23 protein-coding genes are annotated in these 16,944 nt (G+C 51.2%); 5 read left to right on the top strand and 18 right to left on the bottom strand.

Going from position 1 to position 16,944, the window contains the following annotated elements:
• Window positions 1-41 precede the first annotated feature (41 nt).
• From rplI to N7268_RS07640, 5 genes are all read right to left on the bottom strand, one after another.
• Window positions 42-491 (bottom strand): 50S ribosomal protein L9, encoded by a 450-nt coding sequence (gene rplI, locus N7268_RS07660; RefSeq protein WP_005134442.1) that lies wholly within the window; start codon window positions 489-491, stop codon window positions 42-44.
• 41 nt (window positions 492-532) lie between these two features.
• On the bottom strand, window positions 533-760 hold the full coding sequence (gene rpsR, locus N7268_RS07655; protein WP_000135199.1) for a 30S ribosomal protein S18: 228 nt from the start codon (window positions 758-760) through the stop codon (window positions 533-535).
• A 4-nt stretch (window positions 761-764) separates the two neighbouring features.
• Window positions 765-1,079 carry a primosomal replication protein N gene (gene priB / locus N7268_RS07650; protein ID WP_006686338.1) on the bottom strand — a complete coding sequence of 105 codons (315 nt, stop codon included), beginning with the start codon at window positions 1,077-1,079 and terminating at the stop codon, window positions 765-767.
• A 6-nt stretch (window positions 1,080-1,085) separates the two neighbouring features.
• Window positions 1,086-1,481 carry a 30S ribosomal protein S6 gene (gene rpsF, locus N7268_RS07645; RefSeq protein ID WP_020456251.1) on the bottom strand — a complete coding sequence of 132 codons (396 nt, stop codon included), beginning with the start codon at window positions 1,479-1,481 and terminating at the stop codon, window positions 1,086-1,088.
• 159 nt (window positions 1,482-1,640) lie between these two features.
• Window positions 1,641-2,405: a TSUP family transporter gene (locus tag N7268_RS07640; protein ID WP_260862353.1), complete on the bottom strand. Its 765-nt coding sequence runs from the start codon at window positions 2,403-2,405 to the stop codon at window positions 1,641-1,643.
• A 301-nt stretch (window positions 2,406-2,706) separates the two neighbouring features.
• On the opposite strand from N7268_RS07640, the gene yjfY reads away from it, so the two are divergent.
• Window positions 2,707-2,982 carry a DUF1471 family protein YjfY gene (yjfY, locus tag N7268_RS07635; protein WP_260862352.1) on the top strand — a complete coding sequence of 92 codons (276 nt, stop codon included), beginning with the start codon at window positions 2,707-2,709 and terminating at the stop codon, window positions 2,980-2,982.
• Between the two features lie 135 nt (window positions 2,983-3,117).
• Here yjfY and ulaF read toward each other — a convergent pair whose 3' ends face one another.
• The 6 genes from ulaF to ulaA are packed head-to-tail and all read right to left on the bottom strand — an operon-like array spanning window position 3,118 to window position 7,524.
• The gene (ulaF, locus tag N7268_RS07630; RefSeq protein ID WP_260862351.1) at window positions 3,118-3,804 is read right to left on the bottom strand and encodes an L-ribulose-5-phosphate 4-epimerase UlaF; all 687 of its coding nucleotides are present in this window, start codon (window positions 3,802-3,804) and stop codon (window positions 3,118-3,120) included.
• Window positions 3,804-4,658 carry an L-ribulose-5-phosphate 3-epimerase UlaE gene (ulaE, locus tag N7268_RS07625; RefSeq protein WP_260862349.1) on the bottom strand — a complete coding sequence of 285 codons (855 nt, stop codon included), beginning with the start codon at window positions 4,656-4,658 and terminating at the stop codon, window positions 3,804-3,806. Before ulaE ends, ulaF begins: the two co-directional genes overlap by 1 nt.
• Before the next feature lie 9 nt (window positions 4,659-4,667).
• Complete coding sequence (ulaD, locus tag N7268_RS07620; RefSeq protein ID WP_260862348.1) at window positions 4,668-5,318, bottom strand: 3-keto-L-gulonate-6-phosphate decarboxylase UlaD; 651 nt, start codon at window positions 5,316-5,318, stop codon at window positions 4,668-4,670.
• A gap of 13 nt (window positions 5,319-5,331) precedes the next feature.
• Window positions 5,332-5,796, bottom strand: coding sequence for a PTS ascorbate transporter subunit IIA (ulaC, locus tag N7268_RS07615; protein WP_198906741.1), 465 nt, complete (start codon window positions 5,794-5,796; stop codon window positions 5,332-5,334).
• Between the two features lie 9 nt (window positions 5,797-5,805).
• Window positions 5,806-6,111 carry a PTS ascorbate transporter subunit IIB gene (gene ulaB, locus N7268_RS07610; protein ID WP_000218360.1) on the bottom strand — a complete coding sequence of 102 codons (306 nt, stop codon included), beginning with the start codon at window positions 6,109-6,111 and terminating at the stop codon, window positions 5,806-5,808.
• A gap of 15 nt (window positions 6,112-6,126) precedes the next feature.
• Window positions 6,127-7,524 (bottom strand): PTS ascorbate transporter subunit IIC, encoded by a 1,398-nt coding sequence (gene ulaA / locus N7268_RS07605; protein WP_260863532.1) that lies wholly within the window; start codon window positions 7,522-7,524, stop codon window positions 6,127-6,129.
• 367 nt (window positions 7,525-7,891) lie between these two features.
• Between ulaA and ulaG the strand changes: the two genes are divergently transcribed.
• Together ulaG and ulaR are read left to right on the top strand one after the other, a co-directional pair.
• A complete protein-coding gene (ulaG, locus tag N7268_RS07600; RefSeq protein WP_260862347.1) occupies window positions 7,892-8,956 on the top strand; it encodes an L-ascorbate 6-phosphate lactonase in 1,065 nt (354 codons plus the stop codon).
• Window positions 8,957-9,062: 106 nt separating this feature from the next.
• Window positions 9,063-9,818, top strand: coding sequence for an HTH-type transcriptional regulator UlaR (gene ulaR / locus N7268_RS07595; protein ID WP_260862346.1), 756 nt, complete (start codon window positions 9,063-9,065; stop codon window positions 9,816-9,818).
• Here ulaR and yjfP read toward each other — a convergent pair.
• A complete protein-coding gene (gene yjfP, locus N7268_RS07590; protein ID WP_260862345.1) occupies window positions 9,815-10,564 on the bottom strand; it encodes an esterase in 750 nt (249 codons plus the stop codon). The two genes, ulaR and yjfP, sit on opposite strands and share 4 nt — an antisense overlap.
• A gap of 181 nt (window positions 10,565-10,745) precedes the next feature.
• On the opposite strand from yjfP, the gene bsmA reads away from it, so the two are divergent.
• Both bsmA and yjfN read left to right on the top strand, forming a co-directional pair.
• Window positions 10,746-11,075 carry a biofilm peroxide resistance protein BsmA gene (gene bsmA / locus N7268_RS07585; RefSeq protein ID WP_198906746.1) on the top strand — a complete coding sequence of 110 codons (330 nt, stop codon included), beginning with the start codon at window positions 10,746-10,748 and terminating at the stop codon, window positions 11,073-11,075.
• 147 nt (window positions 11,076-11,222) lie between these two features.
• The gene (gene yjfN / locus N7268_RS07580) at window positions 11,223-11,498 is read left to right on the top strand and encodes a DUF1471 family protease activator YjfN (RefSeq protein ID WP_198906747.1); all 276 of its coding nucleotides are present in this window, start codon (window positions 11,223-11,225) and stop codon (window positions 11,496-11,498) included.
• A gap of 82 nt (window positions 11,499-11,580) precedes the next feature.
• On the opposite strand, the gene N7268_RS07575 is transcribed toward yjfN, so the two are convergent.
• The 6 genes from N7268_RS07575 to N7268_RS07550 form a co-directional block, all read right to left on the bottom strand.
• The gene (locus N7268_RS07575; RefSeq protein WP_260862344.1) at window positions 11,581-13,203 is read right to left on the bottom strand and encodes an isovaleryl-CoA dehydrogenase; all 1,623 of its coding nucleotides are present in this window, start codon (window positions 13,201-13,203) and stop codon (window positions 11,581-11,583) included.
• An 84-nt stretch (window positions 13,204-13,287) separates the two neighbouring features.
• A complete protein-coding gene (locus N7268_RS07570; protein WP_260862343.1) occupies window positions 13,288-14,454 on the bottom strand; it encodes a glutathionylspermidine synthase family protein in 1,167 nt (388 codons plus the stop codon).
• A 2-nt stretch (window positions 14,455-14,456) separates the two neighbouring features.
• Entirely contained in the window at window positions 14,457-15,098 is a 642-nt protein-coding gene (locus tag N7268_RS07565) for a DUF1190 domain-containing protein (RefSeq protein WP_260862342.1), read from the bottom strand.
• 9 nt (window positions 15,099-15,107) lie between these two features.
• Window positions 15,108-15,506: a DUF350 domain-containing protein gene (locus N7268_RS07560; RefSeq protein WP_260862341.1), complete on the bottom strand. Its 399-nt coding sequence runs from the start codon at window positions 15,504-15,506 to the stop codon at window positions 15,108-15,110.
• Between the two features lie 17 nt (window positions 15,507-15,523).
• Complete coding sequence (locus tag N7268_RS07555) at window positions 15,524-16,183, bottom strand: YjfK family protein (RefSeq protein ID WP_260862340.1); 660 nt, start codon at window positions 16,181-16,183, stop codon at window positions 15,524-15,526.
• 57 nt (window positions 16,184-16,240) lie between these two features.
• Window positions 16,241-16,939: a PspA/IM30 family protein gene (locus tag N7268_RS07550; protein ID WP_260862339.1), complete on the bottom strand. Its 699-nt coding sequence runs from the start codon at window positions 16,937-16,939 to the stop codon at window positions 16,241-16,243.
• Between the last annotated feature and the right edge of the window lie 5 nt (window positions 16,940-16,944).

Genomic DNA, 16,944 nt, shown 5'->3' with positions numbered 1-16,944 from the left:
GCACAAGGCCGGCGCTTTTACGCGGTTATCAGAATAAAAACTTATTCTGCAACTACGTTTACAGTCAGCTTAGCAAACACTTCGCTGTGAACCTGGAAGCTCACTTCGTGCTCACCAGTGGTACGCAGAACGCCGTTCGGCAGACGAACTTCGCTCTTAGCCACTTCAACGCCAGCTGCAGTTACAGCGTCAGCGATGTCGCGAGTACCGATGGAACCGAACAGTTTACCTTCGTCGCCTGCTTTAGACGCGATGGTTACGGTTTCCAGTGCATTGATTTTCTCAGCACGAGCTTCAGCAGCGGCCAGAACGTCAGCCAGTTTGGCTTCCAGTTCAGCGCGACGCGCTTCGAAAAATTCAACGTTTTTCTTGGTAGCAGGAACAGCTTTACCCTGTGGTACCAGGAAGTTACGAGCGTAACCCGCTTTAACGTTAACCTGATCACCCAGGCTACCCAGGTTTGCTACTTTATCAAGCAGAATAACTTGCATTACCTTATCCTCTCAAAGTCGTATTAATGGACCGTGACCGATTACTGATGACGATCAGTGTACGGCAGCAGGGACAGGTAGCGAGCGCGTTTGATAGCGCGAGCCAGCTGACGCTGGTATTTTGCACGGGTACCGGTGATACGGCTTGGGACAATCTTACCGCTTTCGGTGATGTAGTTTTTCAGCGTAGCGATATCTTTATAGTCGATCTCTTGAACGCCTTCCGCGGTGAAACGGCAGAACTTGCGACGACGGAAATAACGTGCCATATGGCTAGTCTCCAGAATCTATCAATTCAATCTGCTCGGCATGCAGAACCATTTTGCTCAGGCCGTTCTTTGCCTTATGGCAAGAGATGAACCCCTGAACGGTCACTGCGCTACCGACCGTTATACTGTGAGTAATGGCCTGGTTTTCGTGTCCGCTAACAATAACGGGCATTTGGCACCACGCCTGCCGGTGAAACCCGGCTTCCTCCTGCACAGAACGATGCTCAAGCACGAACTGGCAATGAGGAATTCCTGATGGACTGACCTTTCGAAGGGGAGCCCTGCACACGGTGCCGGACAACGCCAGACGGTTGGTCATCAGAAATTACTCTTCAGAATCCCCAGCATCTGCATCATCTGCGGTTTCGTTTGCGAAATCATCGCGACGTTCACGACGCTCGTCTTTCGCTTTAACCATCGGAGATGCTTCGGTAACAGCGTGCTTAGTACGCATTACCATGCTACGGATAACGGCATCGTTGAAGCGGAAGTTTGTTTCCAGCTCATCGATCACTTCCTGCGGCGCTTCAACGTTCATCAGAACGTAGTGAGCTTTGTGCAGTTTGTTGATCGGGTAAGCCAGCTGACGGCGGCCCCAGTCTTCCAGACGGTGGATCGTGCCTTCTGCTGCAGTGATTGCACCAGTGTAGCGTTCGATCATACCCGGAACCTGTTCGCTCTGGTCAGGATGGACCATAAAAACGATTTCGTAATGACGCATCGAATTGCTCCTTACGGATTATTCAGCCTCCTGTCTGGGTCAGCCGAGGCCCGGGGAGGCAAGGAACGTGTTAAAGGTCGGCTGAAAAATTGACGCGTCATAATACTGGCGACTGCCGCTAAACTCAAGGTGATTGTACGATTATTTATCACGGCATCATTAATACATATCCAACAGCATCTTGACGCTGATGCAAATGGAGACAATCACAATCATCGGCCTGATGACTTTCTTTCCACGCGTCAGCACTACCGTTGCGCCAAGACGTGCGCCGAGGGACTGACCGATGAACATCACCAGCCCCAACGACCAGATCATTTTGCCGCCAAAAATGAAGAACAGAATCGAGGCGATGTTCGACGCCAGGTTGATAAAGTTTGAGTGAATTTGCGCTTTATCGATGCTGTATCCCCACAGCAGAATATAGCTAAGCGTATAAAAAGAACCGGCTCCTGCCCCGAGGAATCCATCATAAAACCCCACACACCCGCCGCAGATAAGTGAAAAAAGAAACAGAGAAACCTGCTGTTTTCTTTTCGGTTCACTGAGATTAGGGGCAAAAATAAAATAGATAGCCACGGCGATGATCAGCACCGGCAGCAGTTTTTTTAGCAGTTCCGGCTCAATAAACTGAATGAGCGTGGTACCGAGCGCAGAGCCGATAAACGCCGATAAAAACACATATTTGTGCTCCCGTACGTTGATATGCCCCCGGCGCAAAAAATAAATCCCGGAGGTCAGTGAACTGCCCAATGCCTGAATTTTATTGGTTGCCAGCGCATTGGCCGGTGGCAAACCGGAAATCAACAATGCGCCAATCGAAAGAAAGCCACCGCCGCCTGAGACCACATTAATAAAACCAGCCACCAGCGCGACCATAAACATAATCACGAAATAGCTGAAATCCATGAATGAAGTATCCATTAGTTTTTGCCTTATAATCATGAAGTTATATTATTTTTTCGGCTCACTATAAACGGCGTGCTCATCCGGTTAAATTGACAATTTGGTAAGAGCTCATACCCAAAAAACAGGTATTTTTTAATCGCAGCGGTATATCCCAGTTCGCTGTTAATTAAAGAAAAGCCGGCAATGCGGTAATTTTTTGAACAACAGCATCAGAAATGGTCGCTATAGACTTTGCGGCTAGCGATTAAAATTAAATCAGATGTTATTGACTAACTGGAGAGGGAGGCAACCAGAGACTGCAGTCGAGGAGGTACATATGCGAACCCGTGTTTTGACCCTTTTGGCAGTGCTGTTGCTCAGTGCAAACGCGACGGCAGCCATCAAAATTGACAACCATCAGGCCAGGAATATGGATGATGTGCAGAGCTTAGGCGTCATTTACATAAATCATAACTTCGCCACTGAAAGTGAAGCAAATCAGGCTCTGAATGAAGAAACAGATGCAGAAGGCGCAACCTACTACCACGTGATCCTCACCAGGGAACCCGGTAGTAACGGAAATATGCGCGCCAGCGCGGATATTTATCGCTAGCTATCCAGAAATAACCAACGAGAACATTGCCACAGTTTGAATTGCCCCCTTCATTGGGGGCCTTTTTTTGCAGTAAAACGCATCCGGAGCCAGACCGATAACATCCCCCTGAAGATGTAAGCTCCGGCGCGTTTTTTATTTCTGCCCGTAATAGGCATTCGGCCCGTGCTTACGCATGAAGTGTTTGTTCATGAGATAGCTGTCGATGTGATTCAGTTGCGGATTAATGCCGCGCGCAATCCAGGCCATCTTCGCCACCTCTTCCATCACCACCGCGTTATGCACTGCGTCGTGAGCATCTTTCCCCCAGGCGAACGGCCCGTGCTGATACACCACAATCCCCGGTGTATGCAGCGGCTCGGCGTTGCCCAGCGTTTCGATAATCACTTTGCCGGTGTTCAGTTCATACTCGCCCTGTACCTCTTCTTCACTTAGCACCCTGGTGCAGGGGATATCGCCAAAGAAGTAGTCCGCATGCGTGGTGCCTAACGCCGGGATCGCCAGCCCCGCCTGCGCCCAGGCGGTGGCATGGGTGGAGTGAGTATGCACGATGCCGCCAAGCGATGGGTAACGGCGATAGAGCTCAAGATGCGTCGCGGTGTCTGATGACGGGCGATACTGCCCGTCCACCACCTTGCCGCTCATATCGACCACCACCATATCGTCAGCTTTCATGGTTTCGTAGGCGACACCGCTGGGCTTAATCACCACCCGTCCGCTTTCACGGTCGATGGCGCTGACATTGCCCCAGGTAAAGGTCACCAGCCCGTAACGGGGCAGATCCATGTTGGCTTCAAATACCTGCTGTTTCAGCTTTTGCATTATGCCGCCTCCACCAGACCTGCGTTGGCCATGCGCGCTTTCACCCAATCACGCGCTTTCGCCACTTCCGCCGCCGGATCTTCCGCCGTTTCGCTCCACATCTCAATCAGATAGGGCCCGCAATAGCCACTCTGTTTGAGCGTTTCAAAGCAACGTTCGAAATCCACCACGCCTTCGCCAAACGGGACGTTTTTGAAGACGCCCGGTTTAGTGTCTTTGACGTGAACCGCGACGATATGCCCCATCCCGGCCTGCAATTCCATCTGCACGTCGTTGTCCCACGCTGACAGATTGCCGATATCCGGGTAGAGCTGGAACCACGGGTTGTTGAGATAGTGCGCGTAACCCAGCGCCTTGCTGATGGAGTTCATCAACGGATAATCCATGATCTCCATCGCCAGCGTCACCTGCGCACGGCTTGCCATCTCGACGCTCTCTTTCAGCCCGTCACGGAAACGGCGACGCGTTTCGTTGTTCGCTTCCTGATAGTAAACGTCATAGCCCGCCAGTTGGATCACGCGAATGCCCACGTCCTGCGCGAACTGGATGGCTTTACGCATAATCTCCAGCCCCTGCGCCCGCACGGCGTCGTCTTCACTACCCAGCGGGAAGCGACGATGCGCAGAGAGACACATAGAAGGCACTCGCACGCCGGTTTCGACAATCGCATTCACCAACGCCAGACGTTGCTCGCGGCTCCAGTCCAGACGCGACAGGCGATCGTCGGTTTCATCCACCGACATCTCGACAAAATCGAACCCTAGCGTTTTCGCCAGTTGCAGTCTTTCCCGCCAGCACTCCCCGGCGGGGAGCGCTTTTTCATAGATACCGAGCGGGATCTGTTTGGATAACATATCCGCTCCTTAGCCCCACAACTGGGCAATAGAACGTTTGAACTGACGTGCGGCTTCAACCGGAGAGGCGGCGTCACGGATGCTACGACCGGCGATAAAGACGTGAATCGGAATGCCTTTGAACAGCGGCAGATCTTCCAGCGCCAGGCCGCCGGTTACGGTGACTTTGAAGCCCATATCGGCAAGACGTTTGATCGCGCTAATGTCCGCTTCGCCCCACGCTACGCCTGCTGCCTGTGCGTCACGGCTACGGTGATAAACCACCTGCCCAATACCCGCTTCACGCCACTGCTGCGCCTGTTCCCAGGTCCAGTAACCGGTCAGTTCAATCTGTACGTCGCCGTTAAACTCTTTCGCTACGTCCAGCGCACCTTTCGCGGTGTTGATATCTGCACAGCAAATCACAGTGACCCAGTCAGCGTTGGCTTCGAAGCACATACGAGAGAGGATTTTGCCCGCATCGGCTATTTTGGCGTCTGCCAGCACGATTTTATGCGGGTAGAGTGCTTTCAGATCGCGAACCGCACGAACACCTTCGCCCACACACAGAATGGTACCCACTTCGATAATGTCCACTTCTTCAGCAATCAGGCGAGTGGTTGCGTAAGCGCTATCCATGGTCTGGTTGTCCAGCGCGACTTGTAACATCGGTAATGACATGTTCAATTCCTTCTTAAGCAGCCGCGTTGGTGCGGTCAATTAAATCCAGCACTTCCTGCTCGGTACGGCAGGCACGTAAACGGTCGAAATTGGCTTCATCGTCAAACAGATTGACGATCTGCATGATGCCCACTTCCTGATGGGTGGTCGCATCGACCGCTGCCATGGTGATGAGAATATCCACCGGGTCGTTATCTTCGTGGTTAAACTCCAGCGGTTTTTTCAAGGTAACCAGTGCAAAACCGGTCTTCTTCACGCCCTCTTCCGGACGACCGTGCGGCATTGCCAGACCAGGTGCGAGCACAAAATACGGGCCGTGCTGCTCAACCGCATCCAGAATGGCCTGGTAGTAACGCGGCTCAACCACATCTGCCGCCACCAGCAGATCGACGCCGATTTTCACCGCCTCCTGCCAGGTCTCCGCTTCAGCCTGCAAGCGGATAGATTTATTTTCTGCCAGCGAATCACGTAGTTTCATTGCGAGCCCTTATTTCACGTCCTGTGGGAAATGCGCTTTGATCACTTCCAACAGTTTCGGGCCAAAGTCAGCTGGAGACAGCATGTTGCGCACGCCCACCACGTATTTATTGCCAGTGACGGTGATTTCGCCCGCGATATGCGTGGAAGCGATGATGATATCCGCGCCGCTTAATTCACTTTTGTATTCGCCTACTGCACAGCTGTTTACCGTGTGGTCGATATTCGACTGGGTTAAAAACTGGTCCACCTTCATTTTCATGATCATGGAACTGCCCTGCCCGTTACCACATACAGCCAGAATACGTACGGTCATAATCAAAACTCCTTTTTAGGCAGACTGTTCTGCCAGTTGTTTTTCCGCATCTTCTTCAGCACGCAATGTGCGGCCAGCGAAGAACATATAAGCCAGTGCAATAGCAATGATGACGGCCATAAAGGCGATGCCGATGGACCAGAAGCCCTGCATCATTGGCGGCGCCAGAATCGACCAGTCCGCCATCCCCATCCAGGCGCTCATGCCCGTGAGTTTCACCGCCCAAACGCAGCCGAAAATTTCAATCATGCCCATCACCAGACAAATCTTCAGCGCTGCACGCCAGCCACCGAAATGGTTAGCGAATACGCCAATGGTGGCGTTGGAGAAGAACATCGGGATAAAGCCAGGAATAATCAGGATCGAAGAGCCGTAAGCGACCAGGATACCAACCGCAATCAGTTGGCCGATGGTGCCCCACATAAAGCCCCAGACAACGGCATTCGGCGCAAAGCTATAGATGGCCGCACAGTCAATCGCCAGTACCGCCCCTGGAATCAAACGCTGCGAGATACCGTTGAAGGCTTCAGAGAGTTCCGCGACAAACATGCGCACACCCTGAGTGATGATGAAAATGGCGACGGCGAAAGAGAAACCGGTTTGCAGGATGTAGACCGTCCAGTGCACTTTACCCGCCATCGCCTGCACGGTGTCGATTCCAAAGGAGAGCAGGATGGCGCCAAAGAAGATCGTCATGACAATCGCCGTGGAGACAATATTGTCGTGGAAAATATTCAGCCAGCCAGGCAGTTTGAGGTCTTCAACGCTCTCCTCTTTCTTGCCCAGATAAGGCGCGACTTTATAAGCAATCCACGAGGCAAACTGCTGCTGGTGACCAATGGAGAAACCACAACCGTCCGTCACTTCCTGAGTCGGTTTGTACATCATATTGGAGGTGATGCCCCAATAGAGCGAAACCAGAATCGCGGTGCAGATAATGGTCGTCCACATGGAGTAGCCGAAAATAAACAGCGTGACGGCAATCAATCCCGCCTGCTGGAACATGATGTGGCCGGTCAGCATGATGGTACGAATACCGGTGATACGCCGCAGCAACACATAACAGATGTTAAGCGCCAGCGCCAATAACACGGCATACCCCACCCAGCTATAGGCATCCCCCATGCGTTCGATGGTCGCCATCATGGAGGCATACGTATCGGAAATGGCCCCGTTGATACCGTAGACCTCGGACATCTTCGCCACAACCGGCTTAAAGGTGCTGGTCAGGATGCCTGACCCCGCCTGCAACAGCATAAAACCGATAATCGTTTTAATTGTGCCTTTGATGATAACGCTGACACTTTTACGCAACAGGATGTAGCCGAGACAGGTCACGATACCCAGCAGTAACGGAGCATTGGTCATGACCTGGTTAAAAAAGACGGTAAAGATGTTGTAGAGGATCTCCATAACGATCTCCAGTAGACGAAGTTGCTGAACATTCATTACAGATGCCCAGGATGTTGTGCCTTCACTTTAGTTTTCAAAAATAATCACAACAAGATTGAATTTGATTAAATGTGATGCAGTACGCAAATAATTAGCTTACACGCTGTACGGGTATACTTCAGGTTCAAGAGTTTAAAAATAAAAACATAAAAAACAATCAGATAAAAATCACACTCTCATATCAAATCACTTTATCACACTGTTATTTTTACACATCTTCCTTTGGCGGAAGAAAAATCACGCATTGCCATTCTGAAAAAACGGTGCCAGAATCAATCAAAACAAATCACCAAATGATTATATATGAACAAACGTGAAGGTAAATGCGATGAGTAAAGTAAAAAGCATCACCCGTGAATCATGGATCCTGAACACATTCCCTGAGTGGGGAAGCTGGCTAAATGAAGAGATCGAGCAAGAACAGGTTGCACCAGGCACCTTTGCCATGTGGTGGCTTGGCTGCACCGGGATTTGGCTGAAATCAGAAGGCGGGACTAACGTCTGTGTCGACTTTTGGTGTGGTACCGGTAAACAGAGTCATGGTAACCCGTTGATGAAAACCGGACATCAGATGCAACGCATGGCCGGGGTAAAGAAACTGCAACCAAACCTGCGCACTACCCCGTTTGTTCTTGATCCTTTTGCTATTCGTCAGATCGACGCCGTACTGGCGACCCACGATCATAACGATCACATTGATGTGAACGTCGCTGCAGCCGTCATGCAAAACTGTGCTGACGATGTCCCGTTTATCGGACCGAAAACCTGCGTGGATTTATGGATTGGCTGGGGCGTGCCGAAAGAGCGTTGCATCGTGGTCAAACCGGGCGATGTGGTGAAAGTGAAAGACATTGAAATTCATGCGCTTGACGCGTTCGACCGTACGGCTCTGATCACCCTTCCAGCCGATCAAAAAGCAGCAGGCGTACTGCCGGATGGCATGGACGAGCGCGCAGTAAACTACCTGTTCAAAACGCCGGGGGGTACGCTGTACCACAGCGGTGACTCCCACTACTCCAACTACTACGCGAAACACGGCAACGAACATCAGATCGACGTGGCACTTGGCTCCTACGGTGAGAACCCGCGCGGTATTACGGACAAGATGACCAGTTCCGACATGCTGCGTATGGCGGAAGCGCTGAATACCAAAGTGGTGATCCCTTTCCATCATGATATCTGGTCAAATTTCCAGGCCGACCCGCAGGAGATCCGCGTTCTGTGGGAGATGAAAAAAGATCGTTTGAAATATGGCTTTAAGCCGTTTATTTGGCAGGTTGGCGGCAAGTTCACCTGGCCATTGGATAAAGATAATTTCGAGTACCACTATCCCCGTGGATTTGACGATTGCTTCACGATCGAGCCGGATTTGCCGTTTAAATCCTTCCTGTGATGACACACAAAATGCCGGGCCTCCCGGCATTTTTCCCCATTTACTTTAGTATTTTCAGGCTATTTCAAATATCCTCTTTTAAAATCATTTTGTATCGGAATAGCTCATGACTGAAGCACAAAGACATCAAATTTTACTGGATATGCTGGCACAGTTGGGCTTTGTGACCGTTGAGAATGTTGTCGAACGTTTAGAGATCTCACCCGCCACGGCGCGTCGGGACATCAATAAACTTGACGAAAACGGCAAGCTCAAAAAAGTTCGTAACGGCGCTGAGGCCATCACTCAGCAGCGTCCCCGCTGGACGCCCATGAATCTGCATCAGGCACAAAACCACGATGAGAAAGTACGGATCGCCAAAGCCGCATCCCAGTTAGTGAATGCCGGTGAAAGCGTGGTCATCAACTGTGGATCAACCGCGTTTCTGCTTGGACGTGAAATGTGCGGTAAACCGGTGCAGATCATCACCAACTATCTCCCGCTGGCGAACTATTTGATCGACCAGGAGCATGAAAGCGTGATCATCATGGGCGGGCAATACAACAAGAGCCAGTCCATCACACTTAGCCCGCAGGGCAGCGAAAATAGCCTGTATGCCGGACACTGGATGTTTACCAGCGGCAAAGGACTTACTGCTGACGGACTGTATAAAACCGATATGCTCACCGCGATGGCTGAGCAGAAGATGCTGAATGTGGTCGGCAAACTGGTGGTGTTGGTCGATAGCAGTAAAGTGGGTGAGCGTGCAGGCATGCTATTCAGCCGAGCCGATCAGATCGATATGCTGATTACCGGCAAAAATGCGAACCCTGAGATCCTGCAACAACTCGAAGCCCAGGGCGTCAGCATATTGCGTGTTTAAAGGTGTTGACGGAAAAACGATACCGTCGCGGCCAGCGCTTCTGGCGTAATGCGATGCCGTACACCGGCTTCCCACAGGCAGGTCAGATTGTTATCCAGACCTGCCTGAATCAACGCCTGCTGTAAGCGAAAGCTTTCAGCTGCCGGAACCACATCATCATCCTGCCCATGCCACAATAGCAGTGGCCTGTCGGCCAGACGATTCAGTTGATGTGTCACATCCCACTCAGCAAGCGGGGCAATGATTGTATCGAAGTCTTCCTGTTGCTTTGGCGTCTGGACTGACACAGGGGGAAAAAGCGAATGGGCAAGACGGGTAAAATAGCCCGACCCCATCAGGCTCGCTGCACATTTCACCTCAGGATGACGCGCCATAATCCCCAATGCCGTCATGGCTCCCATTGAGGCGCCACCGATAGCAAGGCGTTCATCTGTGAGCCAATTTTCTGCCACCAGCGCCGCACGTAACGCCGTAAATTCTTGCATGTTTTGCTGCAAAATCTGCCAGAAGCGGTACATTCGCCCCTGCGCATCTTCATTGAACCGCGCACCATGTTCGGGCGCATCTGGCATAACAACCCGGAATCCAGCTTGTGCCAAAGCAACGGCAAAATAGCTGTAGACCAGGCTGGAAGATGTAAATCCGTGATAGAAGATAATGCAAGGAAGTGAGAGGTCGCGTTTACCCGTAGGAAATGCGTGCAGAGCCGGAATCCCCGCCAGCTGTCGTGTTTCAATTTCTATCATGTATCGCCCCTTTTTTTCTGGTATGCCACGGAGAAATACGTAACGCAAGTGAATGTGTTCGACAATGATTCATAATGTTGAGAACTGGGTTACGCTTTCGCAACATTTTCATTCGAAAATCGCGTGAGAGATAACAATTCGGGAACATTCCCCTAAAGGGAAATTAATAAGGCACTACACTATGGCTATCAGGAAACGAGATAGAGTTATGCGTCGGTTTGCCTCTTTGATGCTGGTTATGCTTTTAAGCGCCTGTAGCGTGCTACAGGGAACGCCACAACCGGCACCGCCCGTCGCTGACCACCCGCAAGAAATACGCCGTGACCAGAGTCAGGGGTTGCAGCGAATCGGGACAGTCAATGCGCTGGTAAGAGGTTCTCCAGACGATGCGCTGGCAGAAATCCGTGCCAAAGCAGCCGCGGCTAAAGCTGATTATTACGTTGTCTTACTGGTCGATGAAACCGTGGTAACAGGCCAATGGTATTCGCAAGCCATTTTATATCGTAAATAACAGTGGGTTGAAATTTAGTCAGCTTTACATTGCTTTGCGCCCCTATGCGTTTACCTGTGCACAATAAACCAACAGCAGGGAGCTTGAGGTTTATTATCGCGATGGAATGCCCTGCCACGTGTAGGGGTACGAATAATGGAGCTGACGATGAAACAATCACTTGCCTTATCCTCACTGCTGCTTTCTACCGGACTGGTGGGTACCACGGCACAGCCTGCCGAGTTCGCCAGTGCTGACTGTGTAACGGGTCTGAACGAAATTGGCCTGATTTCTGTCAGTAACATTGCAGGAAATCCGCAGGATGTAGAACGCGTTGTGGCGTTAAAAGCGGATGAACAAGGTGCCTCATGGTACCGGATCATTCAGATGTACGAAGAACAACAGCCTGATAACTGGCGCGTACAGGCCATACTCTATGCATAACAACTCACCGCTTATCCGACCTACGTTGCAAACGCGAATGTAGGCCGGATAAGTTATTATCCTTCCGTCGCCAGGTAAGCCTCTAACGTAAACCGCCCGTCGCCCGCAGTAGCAAATCATTTTGTACCTGTTCCGACAAACGAAGCCCACCACGCGTATCGAGCATCATCTGACACCACGCCTGCGCCACAGGTGGCGAAGCGTATCGCAGCATTTGCGCCCCACAGCCGAGCAGGAAAAGCTGCTGCGTGATTTCCCTTCCCAGTTCTTCGCTGGGTTTGCGTAAATGTTGCTGTAATTGACGCACGCTGCGGTCGTAATGCCGATCTTGTCCTTTAACTTCGGCAAAGGCCTCACTGAGCATATCGTACATACCAGGTTGTTTCGTCAACACCCGCAGTACATCAAGGCACATGATATTGCCAGAACCTTCCCAAATGCTGTTTACCGGCATTTCACGATACAAACGCGGCAGTTCACTCTCCTCACAATACCCTGTGCCGCCCAGTACCTCCATGGCCTCAGCCACGAAGGGTATACCGCTTTTGCATACAGAAAATTTTGCTGCCGGCGTGAACAATCTGGCCCACAGCGCTTCTTTCGCATCGTTACGACGATCCCAGGCACGCGCCAGCCGAAACAGCAACGCAGTCTGACCTTCAAGCTGTAACGCCATTCGACTTAACACTTGTCGCATCATAGGTTGTTCAATCAGCGGCTTACCAAACACCTGACGCTGATGCGCATGATAAATCGCCACCGAAAAAGCGCGTCGCATCATGCTGTGGCTCCCAAGAGCACAGTCAAAGCGCGTCATTCCTCCCATTTTCAGGATATGGCGGAGTCCTTCCCCTTCGTCTCCCAACAGCCAGCCTATGGCATCCTGAAATTCAACTTCACAACTGGCATTAGAACGGTTGCCTAATTTATCTTTCAGACGTTCAAGGCGAATCGCATTACGCTGTCCATCCGGTAAAAAGCGGGGCACAAAAAAACAGGATAAACCACCTTTGGCCTGTGCCAGCACCAGGTGCGCGTCGCTTTGCGGCACAGAGAAAAACCATTTATGTCCGACTAAGCGATATGTACCGTCCTCAAGGCGCTCTGCCTGAGTGGTATTACTCAGGACATCAGAGCCCCCCTGTTTTTCCGTCATTCCCATGCCAATCAGCAGGCCGCGCTTCTGCCCACCCGGTAACAGATGTGAGTCATAACGATCGCTACGAAGTGGGGTGAACCAGTCTTGAAACTGTGGGGGTAACATCTGGAGTAGCAGTGGTGTCGCGGCAAACGTCATCGTGACCGGACACAACGTGCCCGCCTCTACCTGCGCATGCAGCATAAAACGTGCCGCTCGGGCCACAAACGCGCCCTGTCTGGCATCCTCTTCCCAGGCAAGATTATGCACGCGGTTCGTACATAACCCCTGCATCAGCAAATGCCAGGCGGGGTGAAAGCGCACATCATCCAGTCGCTGTCCCTGCGGATCGTAACGCAACAGTTCAGGCGGATACGCATTGGCCAGGCGGCCCAGCTCGAGCGATTCCGCTGTGCCTAGCTGCTGACCAATACTGGCCAGCAGATCGCTGTCCCAGCCTGCGCCTTCACGCACAACGGCCTCACACAGAGCACCATCCGACAGGAACAAATTACTGTTATTCAGTGGAGTGGGTTGATTGAAAACGGTATGGGTTTGCCAATGCATGATGTCTCCCTCCTTCAATGGCAGTGACCCTAAGTATGGTCAGAACCCCGTTATTCGCGACGGAGGGAGATCACAAAAGTGCGGTCAGCCCGCAATATAATGAGGAATAAAACGAGAAGTATCTTTAGTGATCAAGGTATTATCTTCGCGGATCCCCATACCACATGCTTCATCATCTACAATCCAACTGCCGATCAGCGTGTAGCTATCGCCAAAACGGGGTAACGGCTGAAATGCCTGATAGATCATCGGTTCTTCGGCATAGTCACCTTCAGCATGTTCGACGACCTGTTGCTGGCCATTAAAAATAGTGACGTTTCCCCCCTCACGAGAAAATATTGGTTTGCGCACATAGCTTTCCCCCGCCACAATTTGTGGCGTTTCTCCGTCAAACCAGGCTGGCAGTAGATTGGGGTGATTGGGAAAAAATCGCCACAGTAAAGGCATCAACCCTTTATTGCTGAGTACGCTCTTCCACAACGGCTCAACCCACTGCTCGCGACGATGGCGCAGTAAGGGGCCATTTTCATCTCGCATCATCCATTCCAGGGGATAGAGCTTAAAGATGCGATGGATGACATTATCATCCAGGTCTGTGAGAACACCACCAACGCCGAGCCCCAGATCCTCGACATAAATAAACCGTGACTCTTGCCCGGCCTGCTGCGCGCAATCCTGTAAATACAACACCGTGGTGCGATCTTCATCGGTATCTTCACAGCAGCAGAAATAAAAGGGATCAGGACGATAAAGCTCAGCAAAACGGGAGATCAGCCGCTCCTGAATGGCGTTGTACTGGTCGGCATCGCGTGGGATCACCCCGCTACGACGCGCATCGTCCAGCCATAGCCACTGGAAATACGCTGACTCATAGAGCGACGTTGGCGTATCCGCGTTGTACTCCAGCAGCTTGACCGGGGAATTATTTCCGCACCAGACAAAATCCATTCGACCATACAATGAGGGATCACGACTGCGCCAGCTTTCAGCAATGACATCCCAGTACAGCGGTGGGATCGCCAATTGCTGCATAATATGTTCGTCGTTAACTGCCCGCTCGACAACGTCCAGACACATTTGGTGCAGTTCCGCGGTAGGTTTCTCGATCTGCTCTTCCACTTGCCGGAGCGTAAAGCGGTATGCCCGACTCTCATCCCAGTAGATTTCGTTGTCGATAATATGAAAATCGAAGCCATGATCGTAAGCGATCCTGTCCAGATCCTGCCGAACGGGGACATCATGTCGCAGCATCGTTAACCCCCCCAATGCCCACGTGCGCTAGACGAACGTCCGTAGCCGCCGCGTGAAACCGTCGAGACTTTCTTCGTCGTGAAAGCATGGCGGGTTGCGATATCATTTTTTCCACTACCGGTACGCCAGCTGTAATCTCCCGAAGCCGTGCGCCAGACCGGGCGCGAGACATATAAATAACCGCCGCTATTGTAGACATACTGTTCGTCACGATCTTTGCGAATCACCCGACTGAGTAAAAAACCGGTGAACACTGGCACCCAGCTTTGATTGGTGCTGTCGAGATAGCAGTCGCCAAACTGCGTCTGACAGGTCTCCCTGGTCATTTGCTTTGGCAGACTGGAGTAGAACTCTGCTTTCGCATTGTTCCAGCCGTCGACACAAACGGTGGCGCTATTACCATCTTCAATGCATTTACTCACCATGGAGTAAAATGTACCGTCACCATTGTTATCGTTATTGCCGTCTTCCGCACATCCTCTAAGGAGAAAAAATGCCGCCCCGCCCATAATAGCCAGCGTCAGATATTTTCCGCTGTAACTGCTGCGTTCTTTTGCAAAGGGATTCACTGAGCGATCGATTCGCATGTTGGCGGAATGTCCTGGTACCCCGTTTTTGTTTCCGGATTTATATTTTCTTACCATGATCGTCCATTACCATGTCATGCAGGCGGCGTTAAAAATGCCCCCCGCCACAGCAGCGGTCCCCATAAATAATCCCGCGGCAGTATTGTGATTAATGATTTTTTTACTCAACGCTGGCATATATAAACGCACGCCGCCATAAATGATGAGTTGTATCACCAGCGCAATACCGCCCCAGGCAAAATAATCTGGGATGCTGACGGCGTTAATTGCCGCACTGGATAACGGAATAACGTAGCCCAGTAACGTACCACTAAATGCCAGCGATGCTGCCAGATTATTATTTTTAATCAGTCGCCATTCGTTGTGCGGTGTAATTTTTGAGTAGATAAACAGGAAAACGATCACCATGGCTATGCCAATAAAAAAATAGGCGCAAAAAGCCAGTAAAGAATCCATTATATGCATTGTAATCTTCCCTGAAATTAACCGATTATATTAAGTGATGTTAATGGAATATCGACACCCAACGCCCACGAAAATACCCACTCAGGCTCGCCCCGCTCATTGAACGACTCTTCACCGTTTAATAGCAAGTATTCCCAGGTATCTCCTGTAACCTGTCGCTGGTAACCCATAGTAAAATTATGTACATCCCATGTGGCATGCCGATGATTTTCCACTTTTTCCAGCATGTAGACCGGCTCAATATTCCCCGGCTCTTTGTCATTAAAAAAGCGTAGCCAGCGTTCTTCCTGCCAGGTCAGTGTTGGTGTACCTATCGCTGTTGGGCTAATGGCAGACTGCCAGTGTTCTTTCTGCGAAATCCCGTAGCTTTCTTCATAAACAAAGAATTTGATATCATCGATATCATCAATGTCTGAGCCGCCTGTGGTATTGATTTGCAAAAACTCCTCGCCGGACGTGTAGTAGCGAAAAATCTGGCTTCCGCTACCCAAATCAATGTGGCTGACAGCTGCAACGGTGTATTCCTCACCGGGCAATTCGATCAATAAAGACTTTTCTAACAAGCGAAACGCCAGCGTGTTGAGCGTAAACCCGGCATTCAGATGTAACCCCAACGGCCCACGAACAGGTACTGCTGTAGCCGTTTTACCCAATAAACGCTGGAAAAAACTCGTCATTATTTTCCCTTAATGATCTGCCAGCGCCAGTCGACGCTGGAAGATTTCACGGTATGGTTACTCACCCTGCTGGCGCTGCAGTCGTGCCAGAACATCCTGAGCAGAACTTTTATTGGTCGCCCCAATGCCAGCTTCAGCCAGCTTCTCGTCCAGGTCACGTCCATCCGCAACCTTCTCCAGCTGTGCGACAGCATCCAGACGGGCCTGGCGCTCTGCCTGACGCGTTTGCAAACGCTTGAGTGACTCCGCCGCCGTAGACACGCGGGAAGAGACCCCCACGGTCGATGTCGTTACGGCCTGTTGAGCACGCTGCATCGCTTCCGTAGCCTTTACCACCTCTATCTGCTGTTCGAACTGTGCAATCCGTTGAGCGGTTGCGCCTACCGCTTTCTCAACGCCATCACGCGACGCCTCAAGGTTAGTAAGCACTTGCTCTTCCGCGGTTATGGTATTCTCAAGACGGGCAATCTCTTCTGCAACTTCATTAATCAGAGACGGGTTAGCGTTTTTACTCATCGCCTCCAGCACTCGGGTTTCCAGGCTGGATTTGCGTGCGCGCAGATCGTTCAACTTGTCATGGCTTAGCTTCACGCGCGCTAGCAGGTCTACCCGTGATTTTCCGGCTTTATCTAACTCGCCTTTCGCCTCACGGATATGTTGCTCCAGCATTCGAACGCCCTGCGCCTCTTCAATTGACTCTTCCGCCTGCGAAAGCACAGACTTGCCCAGGGTAAACAGGCTTTTCAAAATTCCCATAAATA

The sequence above is a fragment of the Citrobacter sp. Marseille-Q6884 genome (genome assembly GCF_945906775.1).
Classification (GTDB): domain Bacteria; phylum Pseudomonadota; class Gammaproteobacteria; order Enterobacterales; family Enterobacteriaceae; genus Citrobacter.
This window is presented reverse-complemented; position numbering and strand designations above follow the sequence as displayed.

Bases quoted from the DNA above. Each gene is read 5' to 3' on its own strand.
- yjfP (WP_260862345.1), bottom strand. From the start codon at position 10,564: ATGATAGAAATTGAAACACGACAGCTGGCGGGGATTCCGGCTCTGCAC.
- priB (WP_006686338.1), bottom strand. From the start codon at position 1,079: ATGACCAACCGTCTGGCGTTGTCCGGCACCGTGTGCAGGGCTCCCCTT.
- ulaD (WP_260862348.1), bottom strand. From the start codon at position 5,318: ATGTCATTACCGATGTTACAAGTCGCGCTGGACAACCAGACCATGGAT.
- ulaA (WP_260863532.1), bottom strand. From the start codon at position 7,524: ATGGAGATCCTCTACAACATCTTTACCGTCTTTTTTAACCAGGTCATG.
- N7268_RS07560 (WP_260862341.1), bottom strand. From the start codon at position 15,506: ATGCATATAATGGATTCTTTACTGGCTTTTTGCGCCTATTTTTTTATT.
- N7268_RS07555 (WP_260862340.1), bottom strand. From the start codon at position 16,183: ATGACGAGTTTTTTCCAGCGTTTATTGGGTAAAACGGCTACAGCAGTA.
- ulaG (WP_260862347.1), top strand. From the start codon at position 7,892: ATGAGTAAAGTAAAAAGCATCACCCGTGAATCATGGATCCTGAACACA.
- ulaR (WP_260862346.1), top strand. From the start codon at position 9,063: ATGACTGAAGCACAAAGACATCAAATTTTACTGGATATGCTGGCACAG.
- ulaC (WP_198906741.1), bottom strand. From the start codon at position 5,796: ATGAAACTACGTGATTCGCTGGCAGAAAATAAATCTATCCGCTTGCAG.
- N7268_RS07550 (WP_260862339.1), bottom strand. From the start codon at position 16,939: ATGGGAATTTTGAAAAGCCTGTTTACCCTGGGCAAGTCTGTGCTTTCG.
- rpsR (WP_000135199.1), bottom strand. From the start codon at position 760: ATGGCACGTTATTTCCGTCGTCGCAAGTTCTGCCGTTTCACCGCGGAA.
- yjfN (WP_198906747.1), top strand. From the start codon at position 11,223: ATGAAACAATCACTTGCCTTATCCTCACTGCTGCTTTCTACCGGACTG.
- ulaE (WP_260862349.1), bottom strand. From the start codon at position 4,658: ATGTTATCCAAACAGATCCCGCTCGGTATCTATGAAAAAGCGCTCCCC.
- N7268_RS07570 (WP_260862343.1), bottom strand. From the start codon at position 14,454: ATGCTGCGACATGATGTCCCCGTTCGGCAGGATCTGGACAGGATCGCT.
- ulaF (WP_260862351.1), bottom strand. From the start codon at position 3,804: ATGCAAAAGCTGAAACAGCAGGTATTTGAAGCCAACATGGATCTGCCC.
- N7268_RS07640 (WP_260862353.1), bottom strand. From the start codon at position 2,405: ATGGATACTTCATTCATGGATTTCAGCTATTTCGTGATTATGTTTATG.
- ulaB (WP_000218360.1), bottom strand. From the start codon at position 6,111: ATGACCGTACGTATTCTGGCTGTATGTGGTAACGGGCAGGGCAGTTCC.
- N7268_RS07565 (WP_260862342.1), bottom strand. From the start codon at position 15,098: ATGGTAAGAAAATATAAATCCGGAAACAAAAACGGGGTACCAGGACAT.
- bsmA (WP_198906746.1), top strand. From the start codon at position 10,746: ATGGCTATCAGGAAACGAGATAGAGTTATGCGTCGGTTTGCCTCTTTG.
- rplI (WP_005134442.1), bottom strand. From the start codon at position 491: ATGCAAGTTATTCTGCTTGATAAAGTAGCAAACCTGGGTAGCCTGGGT.
- yjfY (WP_260862352.1), top strand. From the start codon at position 2,707: ATGCGAACCCGTGTTTTGACCCTTTTGGCAGTGCTGTTGCTCAGTGCA.
- rpsF (WP_020456251.1), bottom strand. From the start codon at position 1,481: ATGCGTCATTACGAAATCGTTTTTATGGTCCATCCTGACCAGAGCGAA.
- N7268_RS07575 (WP_260862344.1), bottom strand. From the start codon at position 13,203: ATGCATTGGCAAACCCATACCGTTTTCAATCAACCCACTCCACTGAAT.